Origin of the sequence: Enterobacter sp. DTU_2021_1002640_1_SI_PRY_ASU_LCPMC_013 (assembly GCF_032389435.1) — a bacterium.
GTDB classification, from domain to species: Bacteria; Pseudomonadota; Gammaproteobacteria; order Enterobacterales; family Enterobacteriaceae; genus Enterobacter; species Enterobacter hormaechei_C.
The window spans coordinates 2,381,026-2,398,226 of record NZ_CP135594.1 but is presented as its reverse complement, the minus strand read 5'-3'; the positions used below and the strand labels follow the sequence as shown (position 1 = coordinate 2,398,226).

19 protein-coding genes are annotated in these 17,201 nt (G+C 54.3%); 11 read left to right on the top strand and 8 right to left on the bottom strand.

Annotated elements, in window-relative coordinates:
• Positions 1-132: 132 nt before the first annotated feature.
• Positions 133-921, bottom strand: a complete 789-nt coding sequence (gene fabI, locus RS584_RS11415; protein WP_315749874.1) for an enoyl-ACP reductase FabI — start codon at positions 919-921, stop codon at positions 133-135.
• 280 nt (positions 922-1,201) lie between these two features.
• On the bottom strand, positions 1,202-1,603 hold the full coding sequence (locus RS584_RS11410; protein ID WP_062938837.1) for a RidA family protein: 402 nt from the start codon (positions 1,601-1,603) through the stop codon (positions 1,202-1,204).
• Between the two features lie 132 nt (positions 1,604-1,735).
• On the opposite strand from RS584_RS11410, the gene RS584_RS11405 reads away from it, so the two are divergent.
• Positions 1,736-2,326 (top strand): TetR/AcrR family transcriptional regulator, encoded by a 591-nt coding sequence (locus tag RS584_RS11405; protein WP_015570397.1) that lies wholly within the window; start codon positions 1,736-1,738, stop codon positions 2,324-2,326.
• Here RS584_RS11405 and sapF read toward each other — a convergent pair.
• The 6 genes from sapF to pspF form a co-directional block, all read right to left on the bottom strand.
• Entirely contained in the window at positions 2,323-3,129 is an 807-nt protein-coding gene (gene sapF / locus RS584_RS11400) for a putrescine export ABC transporter ATP-binding protein SapF (RefSeq protein WP_003856838.1), read from the bottom strand. The genes RS584_RS11405 and sapF overlap by 4 nt on opposite strands.
• Position 3,130: 1 nt before the next feature.
• Positions 3,131-4,123: a putrescine export ABC transporter ATP-binding protein SapD gene (sapD, locus tag RS584_RS11395; protein ID WP_193042494.1), complete on the bottom strand. Its 993-nt coding sequence runs from the start codon at positions 4,121-4,123 to the stop codon at positions 3,131-3,133.
• Positions 4,123-5,013: a putrescine export ABC transporter permease SapC gene (sapC, locus tag RS584_RS11390; protein ID WP_003856843.1), complete on the bottom strand. Its 891-nt coding sequence runs from the start codon at positions 5,011-5,013 to the stop codon at positions 4,123-4,125. Before sapC ends, sapD begins: the two co-directional genes overlap by 1 nt.
• Positions 5,000-5,965, bottom strand: a complete 966-nt coding sequence (gene sapB / locus RS584_RS11385; protein ID WP_033486861.1) for a putrescine export ABC transporter permease SapB — start codon at positions 5,963-5,965, stop codon at positions 5,000-5,002. Before sapB ends, sapC begins: the two co-directional genes overlap by 14 nt.
• Positions 5,962-7,602 (bottom strand): ABC transporter substrate-binding protein SapA, encoded by a 1,641-nt coding sequence (gene sapA, locus RS584_RS11380; RefSeq protein WP_017383082.1) that lies wholly within the window; start codon positions 7,600-7,602, stop codon positions 5,962-5,964. Before sapA ends, sapB begins: the two co-directional genes overlap by 4 nt.
• Before the next feature lie 88 nt (positions 7,603-7,690).
• Positions 7,691-8,683: a phage shock protein operon transcriptional activator gene (pspF, locus tag RS584_RS11375; protein WP_161799647.1), complete on the bottom strand. Its 993-nt coding sequence runs from the start codon at positions 8,681-8,683 to the stop codon at positions 7,691-7,693.
• Positions 8,684-8,834: 151 nt separating this feature from the next.
• Between pspF and pspA the strand changes: the two genes are divergently transcribed.
• From pspA to RS584_RS11325, 10 genes are all read left to right on the top strand, one after another.
• On the top strand, positions 8,835-9,503 hold the full coding sequence (gene pspA / locus RS584_RS11370; protein ID WP_022651342.1) for a phage shock protein PspA: 669 nt from the start codon (positions 8,835-8,837) through the stop codon (positions 9,501-9,503).
• A 49-nt stretch (positions 9,504-9,552) separates the two neighbouring features.
• Entirely contained in the window at positions 9,553-9,777 is a 225-nt protein-coding gene (pspB, locus tag RS584_RS11365) for an envelope stress response membrane protein PspB (protein WP_003856853.1), read from the top strand.
• Positions 9,777-10,136 (top strand): envelope stress response membrane protein PspC, encoded by a 360-nt coding sequence (pspC, locus tag RS584_RS11360; RefSeq protein WP_006810819.1) that lies wholly within the window; start codon positions 9,777-9,779, stop codon positions 10,134-10,136. The genes pspB and pspC overlap by 1 nt, the downstream gene beginning before the upstream one ends.
• Positions 10,137-10,148: 12 nt before the next feature.
• A complete protein-coding gene (gene pspD, locus RS584_RS11355) occupies positions 10,149-10,373 on the top strand; it encodes a phage shock protein PspD (protein ID WP_003856857.1) in 225 nt (74 codons plus the stop codon).
• Positions 10,374-10,568: 195 nt separating this feature from the next.
• The gene (locus RS584_RS11350) at positions 10,569-12,266 is read left to right on the top strand and encodes a sugar phosphorylase (RefSeq protein ID WP_315749869.1); all 1,698 of its coding nucleotides are present in this window, start codon (positions 10,569-10,571) and stop codon (positions 12,264-12,266) included.
• A gap of 13 nt (positions 12,267-12,279) precedes the next feature.
• Positions 12,280-13,572 (top strand): ABC transporter substrate-binding protein, encoded by a 1,293-nt coding sequence (locus RS584_RS11345; RefSeq protein WP_094089563.1) that lies wholly within the window; start codon positions 12,280-12,282, stop codon positions 13,570-13,572.
• A 21-nt stretch (positions 13,573-13,593) separates the two neighbouring features.
• Complete coding sequence (locus RS584_RS11340) at positions 13,594-14,475, top strand: carbohydrate ABC transporter permease (RefSeq protein ID WP_003856862.1); 882 nt, start codon at positions 13,594-13,596, stop codon at positions 14,473-14,475.
• A complete protein-coding gene (locus tag RS584_RS11335) occupies positions 14,462-15,304 on the top strand; it encodes a carbohydrate ABC transporter permease (protein ID WP_015570402.1) in 843 nt (280 codons plus the stop codon). Before RS584_RS11340 ends, RS584_RS11335 begins: the two co-directional genes overlap by 14 nt.
• 28 nt (positions 15,305-15,332) lie before the next feature.
• Positions 15,333-16,385 (top strand): zinc-dependent alcohol dehydrogenase, encoded by a 1,053-nt coding sequence (locus RS584_RS11330; protein WP_315749864.1) that lies wholly within the window; start codon positions 15,333-15,335, stop codon positions 16,383-16,385.
• A 17-nt stretch (positions 16,386-16,402) separates the two neighbouring features.
• Positions 16,403-17,191, top strand: a complete 789-nt coding sequence (locus RS584_RS11325; RefSeq protein WP_315749862.1) for a sugar phosphate isomerase/epimerase family protein — start codon at positions 16,403-16,405, stop codon at positions 17,189-17,191.
• Positions 17,192-17,201 lie beyond the last annotated feature (10 nt).

Below are 17,201 nucleotides of genomic sequence, written 5' to 3'. Positions count from 1 at the left end.
GGCGATCAATATCCTGGCGTAAGGCGGATGAGGGGAAAAATATTGTTAGGTGATAACAAATAGCTGAACGGAATAACGAGGGGCGGGGTGGGGGGGAACTCTCTTCCCTGGCGGGAAGAGAGAGTGACAAGCTTATTTGATTTCCAGCTCGTTCATTGCAGCGATGTTGAAGCCGCCGTCAACGTGAACCACTTCGCCGGAGATGCCCGCGGAAAGGTCAGAGCACAGGAATGCCGCAGAGTTACCCACATCTTCGATGGTAACGGTACGACGAATCGGGGTAACCGCTTCGCAGTGTGCCAGCATTTTACGGAAATCTTTGATACCGGAAGCGGCCAGAGTACGGATTGGACCCGCAGAAATAGCGTTAACACGCACGCCTTCAGGACCCATCGCGTTCGCCATGTAGCGCACGTTGGCTTCCAGAGACGCTTTCGCCAGACCCATAACGTTGTAGTTAGGGATAGCACGTTCTGCGCCGAGGTAGGACAGGGTCAGCAGGGCTGCGCCCGGGTTCAGCATCGCGCGGCAGGATTTTGCCATTGCAACGAAGCTGTAGGAGCTGATGTCGTGGGCGATTTTGAAGCCATCACGGGTAACCGCGTTCACGTAGTCGCCGTCCAGCTGGTCGCCAGGAGCGAAGCCGATGGAGTGAACAAAACCGTCGAATTTCGGCCATACTTTTGCCAGTTCAGCAAACATGCCATCAATGCTTTCGTCTTGTGCAACGTCACATTCCAGAACAATGCTGGAACCCAGCTGCGCGGCAAATTCTTCAACACGGCCTTTCAGCTTGTCGTTCTGGTAGGTGAACGCCAGCTCAGCGCCTTCGCGATGCATTGCCTGTGCGATGCCGTATGCGATGGACAGTTTGCTGGCAACGCCAGTCACCAGAATGCGCTTACCGGAAAGAAAACCCATAGCTTTAATCCTTATATTCATTGCTTATTTTGCCTTGTAATTCATAGCGTTACAGGCAGTATTTCAAAATCATTCGAAATTAGCTCGAAATTATAGCCCACTCACAGCCCCTTGTGTCACGATATTTCTCGCTCATGCGCCGTGAATGGGCTCACGGAAGAGGTTGAACTGACTCTGCATCAGGCTGTTTCGTGTGTATCCCAGCAGTATATCACCGCACGCAGGGTTCGCCTCATCCAACCAGAGACTGCCCGGAGCTTCACGCTTATACAGCCGGATCTTAATTCGCTGACGAGGGGATTCTGGCGATAACCTTAATTTCGAAATCAAAACCCGCAAGCCAGTTAACGCCTATTGCTGTCCAGTTTGGGTAAGGAGCGTGGGGAAATGCCAGTTTTTTCGCCTCCATGATAACGGGGAACTGGTTTTCAGGATCGGTATGAAACGTCGTGACATCAATCAGATCGTCAAAAGTACAACCCGCGGCCGCCAGGGTCGCCCGTAAATTATCGAACGCCAGCTGCACCTGAGCGGGGAAGTCGGGTTCAGGTGTGCCATCGCTGCGGCTGCCAACCTGACCGGAAACAAATAACAGATCGCCAGAGCGGATTGCAGCTGAATAGCCATGCTCTTCATAGAGGGCATGGCGATTAGCCGGGAAAACGGGATCACGTGGATGCATGGCTTTTCCTTTTCTGTCAGGGGTATTGTTGTGCTTACGCGGTAGAAGTAACATACGCGATGTATGTGAAAAATGTAATTCACATACATCGCGTATGTCAAATTATAGTTATCGCTTAATTAAGGAAGTCCCATGGCTACAAAACGTCGCGCTGAAACGGCCCAGGAAAATCGCGAGAAAATGATTCAGGCGGCGCGAAAGGCATTTGCTGAAAAAGGCTATGCCGCAGCGTCAATGGATGAACTCACGGCAAGCGTGGGGTTAACACGCGGCGCGCTATATCATAATTTCAACGACAAGAAGGGACTACTGGCGGCGGTGGTCGCGCAGATAGACAGCGAAATGGCAGCAAACGCAAAAGCGATTGCCGCCGCCGCCGAAGATGACTGGGAGCGACTGCTGGCGGAGGGCATCGCCTATATCAAAATGGCGCTCGTTCCGGAAGTTCAGCGTATCGTCCTCCTTGACGGCCCGGCTGTTCTGGGCGACCCGGCGCAATGGCCCAGCCAGAACAGCTGCCTTGAGTCGACCCGTCAGACCATCGAAAAAATGATGGAGTGCAACGTAATCAAAAAGATGGATGCCAGAGTCGCAGCCCATCTGCTGAATGGCGCTGCTCTGAATGCGGCTCTGCTGATTGCCGCGAGTGATGAACCGCAGAAGACCCTCCCGCATGCCATAGAGGTGTTTACTCTGCTGGCAAGCGGGTTACGCAGCGGCTAACGATCTTTACGCCACGCGTCCGCCGTCAACGCTTCACCAAAGTGGCCGGCAATCAGGCGTTTTGTCAGATCGTGGAGCGGGGAGGCCAGCACGTCAGCGGTACTGCCGCGCTCAACAACTTCTCCCTGGTGCATTACCAGCACCTGATCGCTGATGTGCTTCATCATGCCCAGGTGCTGAGTCACGTAGATATACGAGATCCCCTGCTTTTCCTGTAACTCCAGCATCAGGTTAATGAGCTGCGAACGCATCGACATATCCAGCGACGCCAGCGCTTCGTCGGCGATGATGACCTTCGGGCGCAGGATCAGCGCGCGGGCCAGACCGAGACGCTGTTTTTGGCCCGGGGCCAGCATGTGTGGGTAATAGCTGACATGGTCGGGCAGGAGGCCTACCAGACGCAGGGTTTCGACAATCCGTTTGCGACGCGCTTCCGGCTCCAGGTCGGTATTCAACCGCAGCGGGAAATCCAGGATCTGGGAAATACGCTGGCGCGGGTTCAGGGACGTCGACGGATCCTGAAAAATCATCCGGATGCGCTGACTGCGAAAAGAGTAGTCCCCAAATTCCAGAGGATGATCGTCAATCAGTATTTCACCGCCGCTTGGCTCGACCATGCCCGCGAGCATTTTTGCCAGGGTCGATTTGCCCGAGCCGTTTTCACCGATAATCGCCAGCGTCTGCTTTTCGCGCAGCGTAAAGCTCAGCGGTTTTACCGCCTCGACGGTCTGACGGTGAAACAGGCCGGTACGATAGCGAAAGGTCTTACTCAGGTTACGTACTTCCAGTAAGGTTTCGACCATTTCACTCTCTCTCCATGTTCAGCGGGAAATGACAGGCAAACAGATGGTTTTTCGGCCCTGTCAGGCGCGGTGTTTCAATGCATTTACGCTGAGCATACGGGCAACGCGGTCCCAGACGGCAGCCAATGGGCAGCGATTCCAGCAGCGGTATCGCGCCAGGCAGCGTATTCAGACGGCTTTTGTGCGGCATCGCGCTGCCAAAGTCCGGTATCGCCCTGATCAGCGCCTGCGTATAGGGATGATGTGGCGTCGTCACCAGGTCTTCACTTGGCGCGGTTTCTACCGTCTGGCCGCAATACATTACATCAATTTTATCCGCCCACTTGCTCAGCATTTGCAGGTCGTGGCTGATCAGCAAAATGGTGGTGTTATTATTCTGGTTCAGACGCGTGAGCAGGCGGAAAATCTGGGCCTGGGTGGTTGGCTCCATCGCGTTCGTTGGTTCGTCCGCAATCAGCAGACGCGGCTGATTCGCCAGGGCGATGGCAATCATCACTTTCTGGCATTCACCGTCGGTCAGTTCGTAGGGGAAACTGCGCATCGCGTCTTTATGGTCTTTGATCCCGACACGGTGCAACAGCTCAATGGCACGGCGTTTACGCCAGCCGAGACGTTGCCACCAGCGGCCTTTATAGGTCCAGCCGGGGATGTTCTGCATCAGCTGTTTACCGACGCGCTCGGACGGGTCGAGACAGGATTGCGGCTCCTGGAAAATCATCGAGACGTTATGGCCCACCAGTTTACGGCGTTCGCGCGGGGAGAGACGCAACAGATCGATGTCGTCGAAACGCATACGGTCGGCGGTCACCCGCCAGTTGTCCTTTGACACGCCGCAAATGGCCTTGGCGATCAGACTTTTCCCTGAACCCGATTCGCCCACCAGCCCGCGGATTTCGCCCTCTGCGAGCGTAATACTGATGCGATCCACGGCCTTGACCCAGCCTTCGCCCGTTTTAATTTCGATCGTGAGGTTGCGGATATCGAGTAACGGCATTATTGCACCCCCGCATTGATTGCGCGGCGGATCCCGTCGCCCAGCAGGTTAACGAGCAGCACGCTCACCATGATGGCCGCGCCCGGCAGCATGACCGTCCACGGCGCAACGTAAATCAGCTCCAGCGCATCGCCGAGCATAGCGCCCCATTCCGGAGAGGGGAGCTGCGCGCCCAGGTCCAGGAAGCCCAGCGCTGCAATATCCAGAATCGCCATCGACAGGGCGCGGGTGATCTCGGTCACCAGCCCAGCGGCAATGTTAGGCAGCACGGCAAACCACAAAATATTAAACGTGGTGGCGCCATCCAGACGGGCGGCGACGACATACTCTTTCTCCAGCTCGTCGTGAACCAGGCTGTAAACCGAGCGCACCATGCGCGGCAGAATGGCCAGCCAGACGGCGAACATCGCATGTGTGAGGTGCGGCCCCGCGAAGGCCACGACGATAATCGCCAGCAGCAGCGAAGGAATAGAGAGCAGGGTATCAAGAATATGGTTAAGCACGGCCGACCGCAATCCGTGGGTTGAGCCGGCAAAAATGCCCAGCGCCAGGCCGCAGATCGCGGCAGCCAGGGTGACCACGAACGCGCCGCCTACCGTAGGTGCGGCGCCGCTAAGTAAACGACTTAGCACGTCGCGTCCGAGATCGTCAGTCCCCAGGAAGAACGAAACCTCCCCGTAGCGCGACCACGACGGCGGTAACAGCTGATAGCCAAGGAACTGCTGATCGATGCCATACGGTGCAAACCACGAACCTAAAACGCACAGCAACACGAGGCCAATGCAGCCGTAAAAGCCGATCATCGCCGTGGTGTCGCCGTAAAAATTACGCCACACGGTGCGTAGCGCACCGGGCGTGCGCTTTTCGCTGTAGACGTTATCGTAAGGCATACCATTCCTTATGCTTCAATGGGTTGGCCATGGCACCCAAAATATCGGAAATAACGTTAACAATAATGACCAGAGAGCCAATCACCATCACGCCGGCGGAGATCGCCGCGTAATCCTGCTGGCGAATGGCGTTGATCATCCAGCGCCCAAGGCCCGGCCAGCTGAAAACCATCTCGGTGATCATCGCCAGCGTCAGCATGGTTGAGAATTGCAGCCCAAGACGTGGGATTACGGGGGGCAACGCATTGTGCAGCACATGGCGACGTAGAATCGTCAGGCGAGACAGTCCGCGCGTGGCGGCGGCTTTCACATAGTTTTGATCGAAGACTTCGATAGTGCTGATGCGCATCAGGCGAATCACTTCGGTCGTCGGCGCGACGGCCAGCGTAAGCACCGGCAGCACCATGTGGCGCAGCGCGCTCACGATCATTTCGTCGCGCCAGACTGAATCAGAAAGCCAGGCGTCAACGATGGCGAAGCCGCTCACCGTTTGCACGTTATACAGCAAGTCAAAACGGCCAGATACCGGCAGCCAGCCTAACGTCAGTGAAAAGAAGAGGGTAAGCAGTAGCGCCAGCCAGAAAACAGGGATGGAAAAGCCAATTAAGGCAAGCGCGCTGATAAATTTATCCTGCCATTTATTACGATAAATTCCCGCCAGCATTCCCACCGGGATCCCCACCATGAGGGCAAAGCCAAAGGCGAGTATACACAGCTCCATGGTGGCCGGGAAAACCACTTTCAGCTGTTCGGAGATGAGCTGTCCGTTGATGCTGGACACGCCAAAATCCCAGTGCAGCAGGCCATTAAACCAGAACAGCCAGGCATCCCAGAGAGATGAGCCCTGAAGCGGGGCGTGTGGCGTAAAGTAGCTCAGGCTAAAGCCGACAAAAGTCAGGAAGAACAGGGTGACCAGCAGTAACAGCAGCCGACGCAAGGTAAATATAATCATGGTTTCTTCACCTCTTGTTCTTTCTCACGGGTCACGCCCGCGAAGGAGGCGTTACCAAACGGGCTGAGTACCAGCCCTTTAATATCGTAACGGTAGGCCTGGAGGCGCAGGGAAGAGGCAAGTGGCAACACGGGAAGTTCTCTGGCCAGAATATTTTGCGCTTCATCGTAGGCCTCAATGCGTGAGGCAAGCTGTTGAGACGCCAGCGCTTTTTGCAGCACGGCATCAAATTCCCGGTTACACCAGTGGGCGTAGTTGGTCTGGGAGTTGATTGCCGCACAGCTCAGCAGCGGACGGAAAAAGCTGTCCGGGTCGTTACTGTCGGTAGACCAGCCAGCCAGCGTTAAGTCGTGATTCATGTCCATCAGACGCGCCTCCTGGAAACGGCCTTCGACAGGCACGATGATCACCTTAACGCCCACCTGCGCCATATCAGCCTGCAACAGCTCAGCCGTTTTCAGCGGGCTGGGGTTCCACGCCTGAGAGCTGGTGGGCACCCACAGCTGTAGCGTCAGGTTTTCTGCCCCCAGCGCTTTAAGCTGTTCGCGCGCTTTCGCCGGATTATATTCCGTAATCTTCGCCTCGCCGTCATAGGCCCAGGAGGCGCGCGGAAGAATAGAGGCGGCGGTTTCCGCGGTACCGTAGTAAATCGACTGCATCAGACGCTGGTTGTTGATCGCTAACGCCAGCGCATGGCGCACGGCCGGATTATTCAGCGGCGGCTTATCGGTGTTAAACGCCAGATAAGCGATGTTCATGCCCGGGCGCAGGGTCAGGCGCAGGCGTGGGTCGTCGCGCAAAATGGTCAACTGGCTGGCCGCAGGCCAGGCAAGCACGTCGCACTCGCCGGTCAGCAGTTTGGAGAGTCGGCCTGTCCCACCTGAGCCCAGATCAACAATAACCTGCGGCATCAGCGGCTTGCCGCGCCAGAAACGATCGTGGCGTTGCAGGCGAATGTATTGTCCGGCGCGGTACTCTGCTAACTGGAACGGACCGGTGCCTACAGGCTCACGATCGAGACGTTCCTGACGATCCTTTTTCGTCAGCTGATCCGCGTATTCGGCTGACATGACCGAGGCGTAGTGCGTCGCCAGATGCCAGAGGAAGGAGGCATCCGGGCGATTCAGACGAAACTCAACCGTACGGTTATCCAGTTTGCGAACGCTTTTGACCGAGTCCGCGAATTGCAGACTGTCGAAATAGGGGAAGTTCCCGCCATTAACGTTATGCCACGGATGATTGCGGTTGAATATGCGCTGGAAGGTGAAAACCACGTCATCCGCGTTGAGCTTACGGGTTGGGGTAAACCACGGGGTGTGCTGAAATGCGACATCATCGCGTAGACGAAAGCGGTATGTGGCGCCGTTATCAAGCACTTCCCAACTTTCAGCAAGCTCCGGAACCAGCCGATAGGTATAAGGATCGACGTCGAGCAGGCGATCGTAGAGCTGTGCGGCCAGCGTATCGACAATCAGGCCGCTCCCCGCTTTTTGCGGATTAAAAATATCAACTTGACCGCTGACGCAGTAGACGAAACCACTATCACGGATATCAGGAGGCACAGCGCGATCGGGCGCAGCAAAGGCCAGATTGCTGAACAAACCGAGTGCAAACAGGGACGATAAAACCAGGCGCATAGTTTTTAAGGTTTTTAGATTCGATCTGCAAAGTGTATCGCACTTACGCCTGCTTCGTAAAAATGTCTGGGGGTAAGTGCTGATAATGTCAGCGCATTTGATGTTTTTTGAGCAATGCCCTTAACTGATGGTAGGTCAGGCCCAGCAGTTCAGCTGCCCGTTTCTGATTATATTTCGCCTCTTTCAGGCTCTGCTCAAGCAACTGTTGCTCCTGCTGATGCTGGAACTGGCGTAAATCGAGCGGCAACGCCGGAGCCTGCTGGCGCGTCGCCGGAGCCGGGGGCTGTTTATCCTCACGCCGAAAAGGATCGAGAATAATGTTGTCCAGTTCGGTCTCGCTGCTGCCATGCCGGTAAACGGACCGTTCCACCACGTTTTTCAGTTCACGAATATTGCCCGGCCAGTGGTAACCGAGCAGGGTCCCGGTGGCCCGTTCGCTGAAGCCCGGAAAGAGAGGCAGACCCAGTTCCCGGCACATCTGAATGGCAAATTGATCGGCCAGCAGCATGATATCGCTGCGCCGCTCCCGCAGCGGCGGCAGCTGTACAACATCGAAAGCCAGCCTGTCCAGCAGGTCGGCGCGGAATTTGTCCTCAGCCACCATCGCGGGCAGGTCGGCGTTGGTGGCGCATACCAGGCGAACGTTGACCTGGAGGGGCTGACTGCCGCCAACGCGTTCCAGTTCACCGTACTCAATGACGCGCAGCAGCTTTTCCTGCACCAGCATCGGCGCGGTCGCCAGCTCGTCGAGAAAGAGCGTTCCGCCATCGGCGCGCTCAAAGCGTCCGGGATGGCGTTTTTGTGCGCCGGTGAAGGCGCCAGCTTCATGACCAAACAGCTCGGTGTCGAGCAGGTTTTCATTCAGCGCCGCGCAGTTAAGGGAAATAAAAGGGCCGTCCCAGCGGCCAGACAGAAAGTGCAGGCGGTTAGCGATAAGTTCTTTACCCGTTCCGCGCTCACCGATAATCAGCACCGGTTTATTCAGCGGCGCGAGGCGCGATACCTGTTCAAGAACTTCCAGGAAGCTGTTGGCCTCGCCAAGCAAATTATCTTTATATTCAGCCATGATGAAATTAACCACTCCTTAGTGATATTCACCAGGTGAGAATAGCCGCTGGCTGGATAAATATCAATCACACTCAGTAAAATCAATAAGATAAAAAGTTGGCATGGGATTTGTATTAACTACTCAGCAGGGCATCGCCCGATAACAGAACTATGAGGATTGAATTATGGGTATTTTTTCTCGTTTTGCCGACATCGTGAACGCCAACATCAACTCGCTGCTGGAGAAAGCGGAAGATCCGCAGAAGCTGGTGCGCCTGATGATTCAGGAGATGGAAGACACGCTGGTTGAAGTACGCTCCACCTCCGCCCGCGCGCTGGCAGAGAAAAAGCAGTTAACGCGTCGTATCGAGCAGGCAACTGCCCAGCTTAACGAATGGCAGGAAAAAGCGGAACTGGCGCTGCGTAAAGATAAAGAAGATCTGGCCCGCGCTGCGCTGATTGAGAAGCAGAAGCTGACCGACATGGTTGCCACGCTGGAACACGAAGTGACGCTGGTGGATGATACTCTGACGCGTATGAAGAAAGAGATTGGTGAGCTTGAAAACAAACTCAGCGAAACCCGTGCACGTCAACAGGCGCTGGCGCTGCGCCACCAGGCTGCAAGCTCGTCCCGCGACGTGCGTCGCCAGCTGGACAGCGGGAAACTGGATGAAGCGATGGCCCGTTTCGAATCGTTTGAACGCCGTATCGACCACATGGAAGCGGAAGCCGAAAGCCACAGCATCGGTAAACAGAAAACCCTCGATCAGCAGTTTGCTGACCTGAAAGCCGATGATGAAATTAGCGAGCAACTGGCTGCGTTGAAAGCCAAAATGAAACAAGACAACCAATAATAATTCCTGCGGCACCTGAGCGTGCCGCATCGTAAGACAAGGAGTACACATGAGCGCGCTTTTTCTGGCTATACCCCTGACCATTTTCGTGCTGTTTGTTCTGCCCATCTGGTTATGGCTGCACTATAGCAACCGCTCTTCACGCGGTGAGCTGTCGCAGAGTGAACAACAGCGGCTGGCGCAGCTCTCTGCCGAGGCAAATAAAATGCGCGAACGTATTCAGGCGCTGGAAGCGATCCTGGACGCGGAACACCCGAACTGGAGGGAACGGTAATGGCTGGACTGAATCTGAATAAAAAACTGTGGCGGATCCCACAGCAGGGCATGGTTCGGGGTGTTTGCGCCGGGCTGGCGCACTATCTGGATGTTCCGGTAAAACTGGTGCGTGTGGTCACGGTATTGTCGATTTTCTTCGGCCTGGCCTTTATTACACTGGTGGCATACATCATTCTGTCGTTTGTACTCGATCCTATGCCGGAAGGTGAGCTGGATGCGGAGAACACGCCAACCAGCAGCGATCTCCTGAACGCGGTGGATGAACAACTGAGCGCAGGGGAGAAGCGATTGCGCGAGATGGAACGTTATGTCACCTCCGATACCTTTACGCTGAGAAGTCGTTTTCGTCAGCTTTAAGAGAGAACTTACATGAAACAAAACTGGCAACAGGCCGGTCAGAAGGTAAAACCCGGCCTGAAAATCGCAGGTAAACTGGTTCTGATGACGGCGTTACGTTATGGCCCGGCCGGTGTGGCGGGTTGGGCGATCAAGTCTGTTGCCCGCAAGCCGGTCAGAATGATGCTGGCGGTCGCTCTGGAGCCGCTGTTACAGAAGCTGGCAAAACGCGTTTCCCGGCGCTACCTGTCACGCTAGTTCCTCCCGCATAAGCCCTTTCTCGCCCAGAGAAGGGGCATGACTTTCCCTTCTGCGTTTCTTCTGCTTTTCTGCTTTCTTTGCGGCAGCTCACAATAATGCGTTGCGCTGCGCTGAGATTGCTGCTTTCTGCCCCCGGGTCCGTTGACAGATATTTTTCATGGGAGTAGATTGCCAATCCGTGGGACCGCTACCATGGAAAATAATGTGAACGCAAAAATTAAAAAACTTATCAATCATATTTACGGTGAATCATTTTCAGATGCACACCTTAACGTGTTATTAACTAAGCTTGAAAAGGCGGCGGTTAATATTACGGAAAAGCGTAAGTCAGGCTGGGATGAAAAAGACGTTGTGCTGATTACCTATGCCGATCAGTTCTCCGCGAAAGGGGAGAAAGCGTTGCCGGTATTTACCCGGTTCTATAATGAATGGCTTTCTCGCACATTTTCTCATGTCCATCTGTTACCGTTTTATCCCTGGTCGTCGGATGATGGATTTTCCGTTATTGATTATCACGAGGTTGCACCTGAAACCGGAACCTGGCGAGATGTCGCGGAATTAAAACAGTCAGCCAGCTTAATGTTTGACTTCGTTTGCAACCATATGTCAGCGAAAAGCGAATGGTTTGCTAATTATCTGGCGCAGAAGCCGGGATACGAAGATTTCTTTATTTCTGTCGATCCCGAAACCGATTTATCGGCGGTGACGCGTCCCCGCGCATTACCGCTGCTGACGCCGTTCACGCTTAATGATGGCAGCGTTCGTCATCTGTGGACCACATTCAGCGATGACCAGATCGATCTCAATTTCGCCTCGCCGCAGGTGCTGATTGCCATGGTTGACGTTCTGCTCCATTACCTTATGGAAGGGGCGCGTTATATCCGTCTGGATGCGGTCGGGTTTATGTGGAAGATCCCGGGAACCACCTGTATCCATCTGGAACAAACCCATTGCCTTATCCAGCTGTTCCGCGCCATTACGGACGCCGTGGCGCCTGGAACGGTGATCATCACTGAGACAAATGTTCCCCACAAAGACAATATCTCTTACTTCGGTGATGGTGAAAATGAAGCCCAGATGGTCTATCAGTTTTCCTTACCGCCGCTGGTGCTGCACGCCGTTCATCGTCAGGATGTTAAAGCCCTGTGTCGGTGGGCGGGCTCGCTGGCGCTGCCTTCAGCTCACACCACCTGGTTTAATTTCCTGGCTTCACATGATGGTATCGGATTGAACCCGTTACGCGGCATCCTTCCGGAATCAGAGATCCTCTCGCTGGTCGAAAAGCTTCAGCAGGAAGGCGCGCTGGTCAACTGGAAAAATAATCCTGACGGAACGCGAAGCCCCTATGAAATTAATGTCACCTATCTTGATGCGTTGAGTTTGCGAGACAGCTCAGATGATGAGCGCATTGCGCGGTTCATCCTGGCGCATGCTGTGTTGTTAAGTTTTCCTGGCGTACCGGCTGTATATATTCAAAGCATTCTTGGTTCGCGTAACGATTATGAAGGTGTCGAACGTCTCGGATATAATCGCGCGATAAACAGGAAGAAATACACCGCAGGTCAGGTTGATCGGGAGCTTAATAATAATAAGAGTATACGTTATCAGATTTATTCTCGTTTGAGTGAGCTTATTGCTATTCGTCGCGGCGAGCGTGCGTTCCATCCGGATAGTCAGGCTATTTTTGACGCAATCGGTGAACATATTCTTAAAATTGTTCGTGTTGCTGAAAATGGCGAGCGAATGACAGCATTATTTAATTTTAGCAATAAAATGCAGACCGTTTATGGACAAACGCTCTTTGGTAGGGAATTACTCTCAGGACAAGATATTAGCGGTACGGAACTGACCCTCAATCCATGGCAGGTAATTTGGATTAAAGAAAACTAAAAAGGACCCTAAAATGAAAATGCCCAAAATTGTGCTGTTATCAGCACTGGTTTCGTGCGCCCTGTTATCAGGCTGTAAGGACGATAAAGCATCTCAGGTCACCATTGAGTTTATGCACTCGTCGGTAGAACAGGAGCGTCAGGCAGTTATTACGAAACTGATCGAAAAATTCGAGAAAGAAAACCCGACTATTACGGTGAAACAGGTCCCCGTTGAGGAAGATGCCTATAACACCAAGGTCATTACGTTGGCCCGTACCGGCGCGCTGCCGGAAGTGATTGAAGTCAGCCATGACTACGCCAAAGTCATGGATAAAGAGCAACTGCTGGACCGTGACGCGATCGGCAACGCGATTAAAGCCGTCGGTGAAGATACCTTTTACGACGGTATTTTACGCGTTGTTCGCACCGAAGACGGCAAGGCATGGACGGGGGTGCCGGTTAGCGCGTGGCTGTCCGGCGTCTGGTATCACAAAGATGCGCTCGCGGCAGCGGGAATCGAAGAACCGCACAACTGGGAGCAACTGCTGAAAGCCAGTCAGGCGCTCAACGAACCGGCGAAAAAACATTACGGTATCGCGCTTCCAACCGCAGAAAGCGTCATGACGGAGCAGGCCTTCTCGCAGTTTGCGTTGTCAGGCGGAGCCAACGTCTTTGATGCAAACGGCAACGTGAAAATCGATACCCCTGAAATGTCGAAAGCGCTGGCGTTTTATCGGGCAATGGCCGCGAACACCATGCCGGGCTCCAATGATGTCATGGAGATCAAAGACGCCTTCATGAACGGCTCTGCGCCTATGGCCGTTTACTCCACCTATATCCTGCCCGCGGTCTACAAAGATGGCAATCCGGCCAACCTGGGGTTCGTGGTCCCGACGGAAAAATCATCAGCCGTGTACGGCATGATCACCTCGTTGACGATCACGACCGGCCAGACCGAAGAGGAAACGCAGGCGGCAGAAAAGTTTGTGACCTGGATGGAGCAGGCTCAAAACGCGTCTGACTGGGTGATGATGTCCCCTGGTGCGGCGCTGCCGGTGAACAAACTCGTGGTGGGCACTGAGAGCTGGAAAAACAACGACGTGATCAAAGCCTTTGGTCAGCTGCCTTACGAGCTGATTGCGCAGTTCCCGAACGTCCAGGTATTTGGCGCCGTAGGCGACAAAAACTTTACCCGCATGGGAGATGTTACCGGGTCCGGCATTATCAGTTCCATGGTGCATAACGTGACGGTGGGACAAAAAGATCTCAGTGCGACGTTAAGCAACAGCCAGAAGAAACTGACTGACCTGATATCACAACGATAGGAGCGCTTTGCGAAGGGAATTATGAAGACGTTGTTTTCTGGTCGTTCAGATATGCCTTTCGCCATGCTGCTGTTGGCCCCCAGCCTGATTTTGCTGGGGGGCCTGGTGGCCTGGCCAATGATTTCCAACATTGAAATCAGTTTTTTACGTTTACCGCTGAACCCGCGTATTGATGCGGTGTTTGTCGGCCTGGATAACTACATTCGCATTCTGGGCGATGCTGCGTTCTGGCACTCCCTGTGGATGACGTTCTGGTATACGGCGCTGGTCGTGCTCGGCAGCACCGGGCTGGGACTGGCCGTAGCGATCTTCTTTAACCGTGAATTCCGCATGCGGAAAACGGCTCGTTCACTGGTGATCCTGTCCTACGTGACGCCGTCTATTTCACTGGTATTTGCCTGGAAATACATGTTCAACAACGGCTACGGGATTGTGAACTATCTGGGCGTTGATCTGCTGCATCTCTACGATCAGGCGCCGCTGTGGTTCGATAATCCTGGCAGCAGTTTTGTGCTGGTTGTGCTGTTCGCCATCTGGCGTTACTTCCCGTACGCCTTTATCTCGTTCCTCGCGATTTTACAGACCATTGATAAATCATTGTACGAAGCGGCAGAGATGGACGGAGCAAATGCCTGGCAGCGTTTTCGTATCGTGACGTTGCCCGCCATCATGCCGGTGCTGGCCACGGTGGTCACGCTGCGAACCATCTGGATGTTCTACATGTTTGCGGATGTTTATCTGCTCACCACCAAGGTCGACATTCTGGGCGTATATCTCTACAAAACCGCCTTTGCGTTCAATGACCTGGGTAAAGCAGCCGCCATTTCCGTTGTGCTGTTTGTGATCATCTTCGCGGTCATTCTGCTGACCAGAAAAAGGGTAAACCTCAATGGCAACAAATAAACGCGTTCTGGGCCGTATCGGTTTTTATCTGGGACTGGCGCTATTTCTGATTATCACGCTGTTTCCGTTTTTTGTGATGTTGATGACGTCGTTCAAAAGCGCGAAAGAGGCGATCTCGCTGCACCCGACCATTCTGCCGCAGGAGTGGACGCTACAGCACTACATCGACATCTTTAACCCGCTGATTTTCCCGTTTGTGGATTACTTCCGTAACAGCATGGTGGTGTCGCTGACCTCCTCGGTCATTGCGGTGTTTCTCGGCACGCTGGGCGCGTATGCGTTATCCAAACTGCGCTTTAAAGGGCGCACTACGATCAATGCGAGCTTCTACACCGTCTATATGTTCTCCGGGATCCTGCTGGTGGTGCCGCTGTTCAAAATCATCACCGCGCTCGGCATTTATGACACCGAACTGGCGCTGATCATCACCATGGTGACGCAGACGTTGCCTACCGCGGTCTTTATGCTGCGCAGCTATTTCGACACCATCCCGGACGAAATCGAAGAAGCCGCGATGATGGACGGCCTGAACCGCCTGCAAATCATCTTCCGCATCACCGTGCCGCTGGCGATCTCGGGTCTGGTGTCGGTCTTTGTCTACTGCTTCATGGTGGCGTGGAATGACTATCTGTTCGCCTCCATTTTCCTGTCCAGCGCCAGCAACTTCACGTTGCCGGTCGGGCTGAACACGCTCTTCAGTACGCCAGATTACATCTGGGGTCGCATGATGGCTGCATCGCTGGTAACGGCACTTCCGGTCGTCATTATGTATGCCCTGTCTGAACGTTTCATTAAAAGTGGTTTGACCGCCGGCGGCGTGAAGGGCTGAGGCGGCCGATTTTAACAAGGAGTCAGTCATGAAAAAATTAGTTGCGACAGCGCCTCGTGTAGCGGCGCTGGTGGAATACGAAGATCGTCCTGTTGCAGCACACGAGGTGAAGATTCGTGCCCGTTATGGCGCCCCGAAACACGGTACTGAAGTCGTGGATTTCCGCGCGGCAAGCCCGTTCATCGATGAAGAGTTCAACGCTGAGTGGCAGATGTTTACCCCGCGTGAAGAAGGTGCAGCGCGCGGCATCGAATTTGGTAAATTCCAGCTGGGGAACATGATCGTCGGCGACATCATCGAATGTGGTGCGGACGTGACGGAATACCACATCGGCGACAGCGTCTGCTGCTACGGCCCGTTGCAGGAAACGGTCATCGTTAACGCGGTGAACAACTATAAGCTGCGCAAAATGCCGCAGGGCGCATCCTGGAAAAACGCCGTTTGTTACGATCCGGCGCAATTCGCCATGAGCGGCGTGCGTGATGCTAACGTCCGCGTAGGGGATTTCGTCGTGGTTGTGGGGCTGGGCGCGATTGGCCAGATTGCGATTCAGCTGGCGAAAAAAGCCGGCGCGTCAGTGGTTATTGGTGTCGATCCTATCGAACATCGCTGTGAGATCGCCCGCCGTCACGGTGCAGACCACTGCCTGAACCCAATCGGTACCGATGTCGGTCTGGAAATTAAGAAACTGACCGGTAAGCAGGGCGCGGATGTGATCATCGAGACCAGCGGATTTGCTGATGCGCTGCAATCTGCGCTGCGCGGTCTCGCCTACGGCGGAACGATCTCCTACGTGGCCTTCGCCAAGCCGTTCGCGGCAGGCTTCAACCTTGGTCGCGAGGCACACTTCAACAACGCCAAAATTGTCTTCTCCCGCGCATGCAGTGAACCCAACCCGGATTATCCGCGCTGGAGCCGCAAGCGTATTGAAGAGACCTGCTGGGAATTGCTGATGAACGGTTATCTCAATTGCGAAGATCTGATCGACCCGGTCGTCACCTTCACCACCAGCCCGGAAAGCTATATGAAGTATGTCGATCAGCACCCGGAACTCAGTATCAAAATGGGCGTCACTTTTTAAGCTAAGGACAGCAAATCATGAAAATCGCAACACAAAACCAGGCCTTTTTCCCGACCGCTATCATGGAAAAATTCGAATACATCAAAGCGATGGGATTCGATGGCTACGAAATTGATGGCCGACTGCTGGTGGAAAACCTCGACGAAGTAAAAGCGGCTATCAAAGCCACCGGCCTGCCGGTCACGACGGCCTGTGGCGGATACGATGGCTGGATCGGGGATTTCATCGAAGAACGCCGCCTGAACGGCTTGCAGCAGATTGAACGCATTCTGGAAGCGCTGGCAGAAGTGGGCGGCAAGGGGATTATCGTTCCGGCTGCCTGGGGGATGTTTACCTTCCGTCTGCCGCCAATGACTTCGCCACGTAGCCTGGACGGCGATCGCAAAGCGGTTAGCGCTTCCCTACGCTGGCTGGATGCGGTGGCAGCGCGCACCGGCACTACCGTCTATCTGGAGCCGCTGAACCGCTATCAGGATCATATGATCAACACCCTGGCCGACGCGCGTCGTTATATCGAAGAGAACGGCCTGAAGCACGTGCAGATCATCGGTGATTTCTACCACATGAATATTGAAGAAGACTCCCTGACGGAAGCGCTGCATCACAACCGCGACCTGCTGGGTCATGTGCACATTGCTGATAACCACCGCTATCAGCCGGGCAGCGGCAGCCTCGATTTCGCCAGCCTGTTCGATCAGCTGCGTGCCGATAATTATCAGGGTTACGTCGTGTACGAGTGCCGGGTGCGTGCCGACGATCCGGCTCAGGCCTATAAGGACTCTCTCACTTACTTGCGTGATTGCTAAGGATGACGAG

Excerpts from the sequence above, each read along its gene's own strand:
- sapF (WP_003856838.1), bottom strand. The coding sequence starts at position 3,129 with ATGGTCGAAACCTTACTGGAAGTACGTAACCTGAGTAAGACCTTTCGC.
- sapB (WP_033486861.1), bottom strand. The coding sequence starts at position 5,965 with ATGATTATATTTACCTTGCGTCGGCTGCTGTTACTGCTGGTCACCCTG.
- RS584_RS11345 (WP_094089563.1), top strand. The coding sequence starts at position 12,280 with ATGAAAATGCCCAAAATTGTGCTGTTATCAGCACTGGTTTCGTGCGCC.
- RS584_RS11330 (WP_315749864.1), top strand. The coding sequence starts at position 15,333 with ATGAAAAAATTAGTTGCGACAGCGCCTCGTGTAGCGGCGCTGGTGGAA.
- sapC (WP_003856843.1), bottom strand. The coding sequence starts at position 5,013 with ATGCCTTACGATAACGTCTACAGCGAAAAGCGCACGCCCGGTGCGCTA.
- RS584_RS11350 (WP_315749869.1), top strand. The coding sequence starts at position 10,569 with ATGGAAAATAATGTGAACGCAAAAATTAAAAAACTTATCAATCATATT.
- pspD (WP_003856857.1), top strand. The coding sequence starts at position 10,149 with ATGAAACAAAACTGGCAACAGGCCGGTCAGAAGGTAAAACCCGGCCTG.
- RS584_RS11340 (WP_003856862.1), top strand. The coding sequence starts at position 13,594 with ATGAAGACGTTGTTTTCTGGTCGTTCAGATATGCCTTTCGCCATGCTG.
- RS584_RS11335 (WP_015570402.1), top strand. The coding sequence starts at position 14,462 with ATGGCAACAAATAAACGCGTTCTGGGCCGTATCGGTTTTTATCTGGGA.
- pspC (WP_006810819.1), top strand. The coding sequence starts at position 9,777 with ATGGCTGGACTGAATCTGAATAAAAAACTGTGGCGGATCCCACAGCAG.
- RS584_RS11410 (WP_062938837.1), bottom strand. The coding sequence starts at position 1,603 with ATGCATCCACGTGATCCCGTTTTCCCGGCTAATCGCCATGCCCTCTAT.
- pspA (WP_022651342.1), top strand. The coding sequence starts at position 8,835 with ATGGGTATTTTTTCTCGTTTTGCCGACATCGTGAACGCCAACATCAAC.
- fabI (WP_315749874.1), bottom strand. The coding sequence starts at position 921 with ATGGGTTTTCTTTCCGGTAAGCGCATTCTGGTGACTGGCGTTGCCAGC.
- RS584_RS11405 (WP_015570397.1), top strand. The coding sequence starts at position 1,736 with ATGGCTACAAAACGTCGCGCTGAAACGGCCCAGGAAAATCGCGAGAAA.
- pspB (WP_003856853.1), top strand. The coding sequence starts at position 9,553 with ATGAGCGCGCTTTTTCTGGCTATACCCCTGACCATTTTCGTGCTGTTT.
- RS584_RS11325 (WP_315749862.1), top strand. The coding sequence starts at position 16,403 with ATGAAAATCGCAACACAAAACCAGGCCTTTTTCCCGACCGCTATCATG.
- sapD (WP_193042494.1), bottom strand. The coding sequence starts at position 4,123 with ATGCCGTTACTCGATATCCGCAACCTCACGATCGAAATTAAAACGGGC.
- sapA (WP_017383082.1), bottom strand. The coding sequence starts at position 7,602 with ATGCGCCTGGTTTTATCGTCCCTGTTTGCACTCGGTTTGTTCAGCAAT.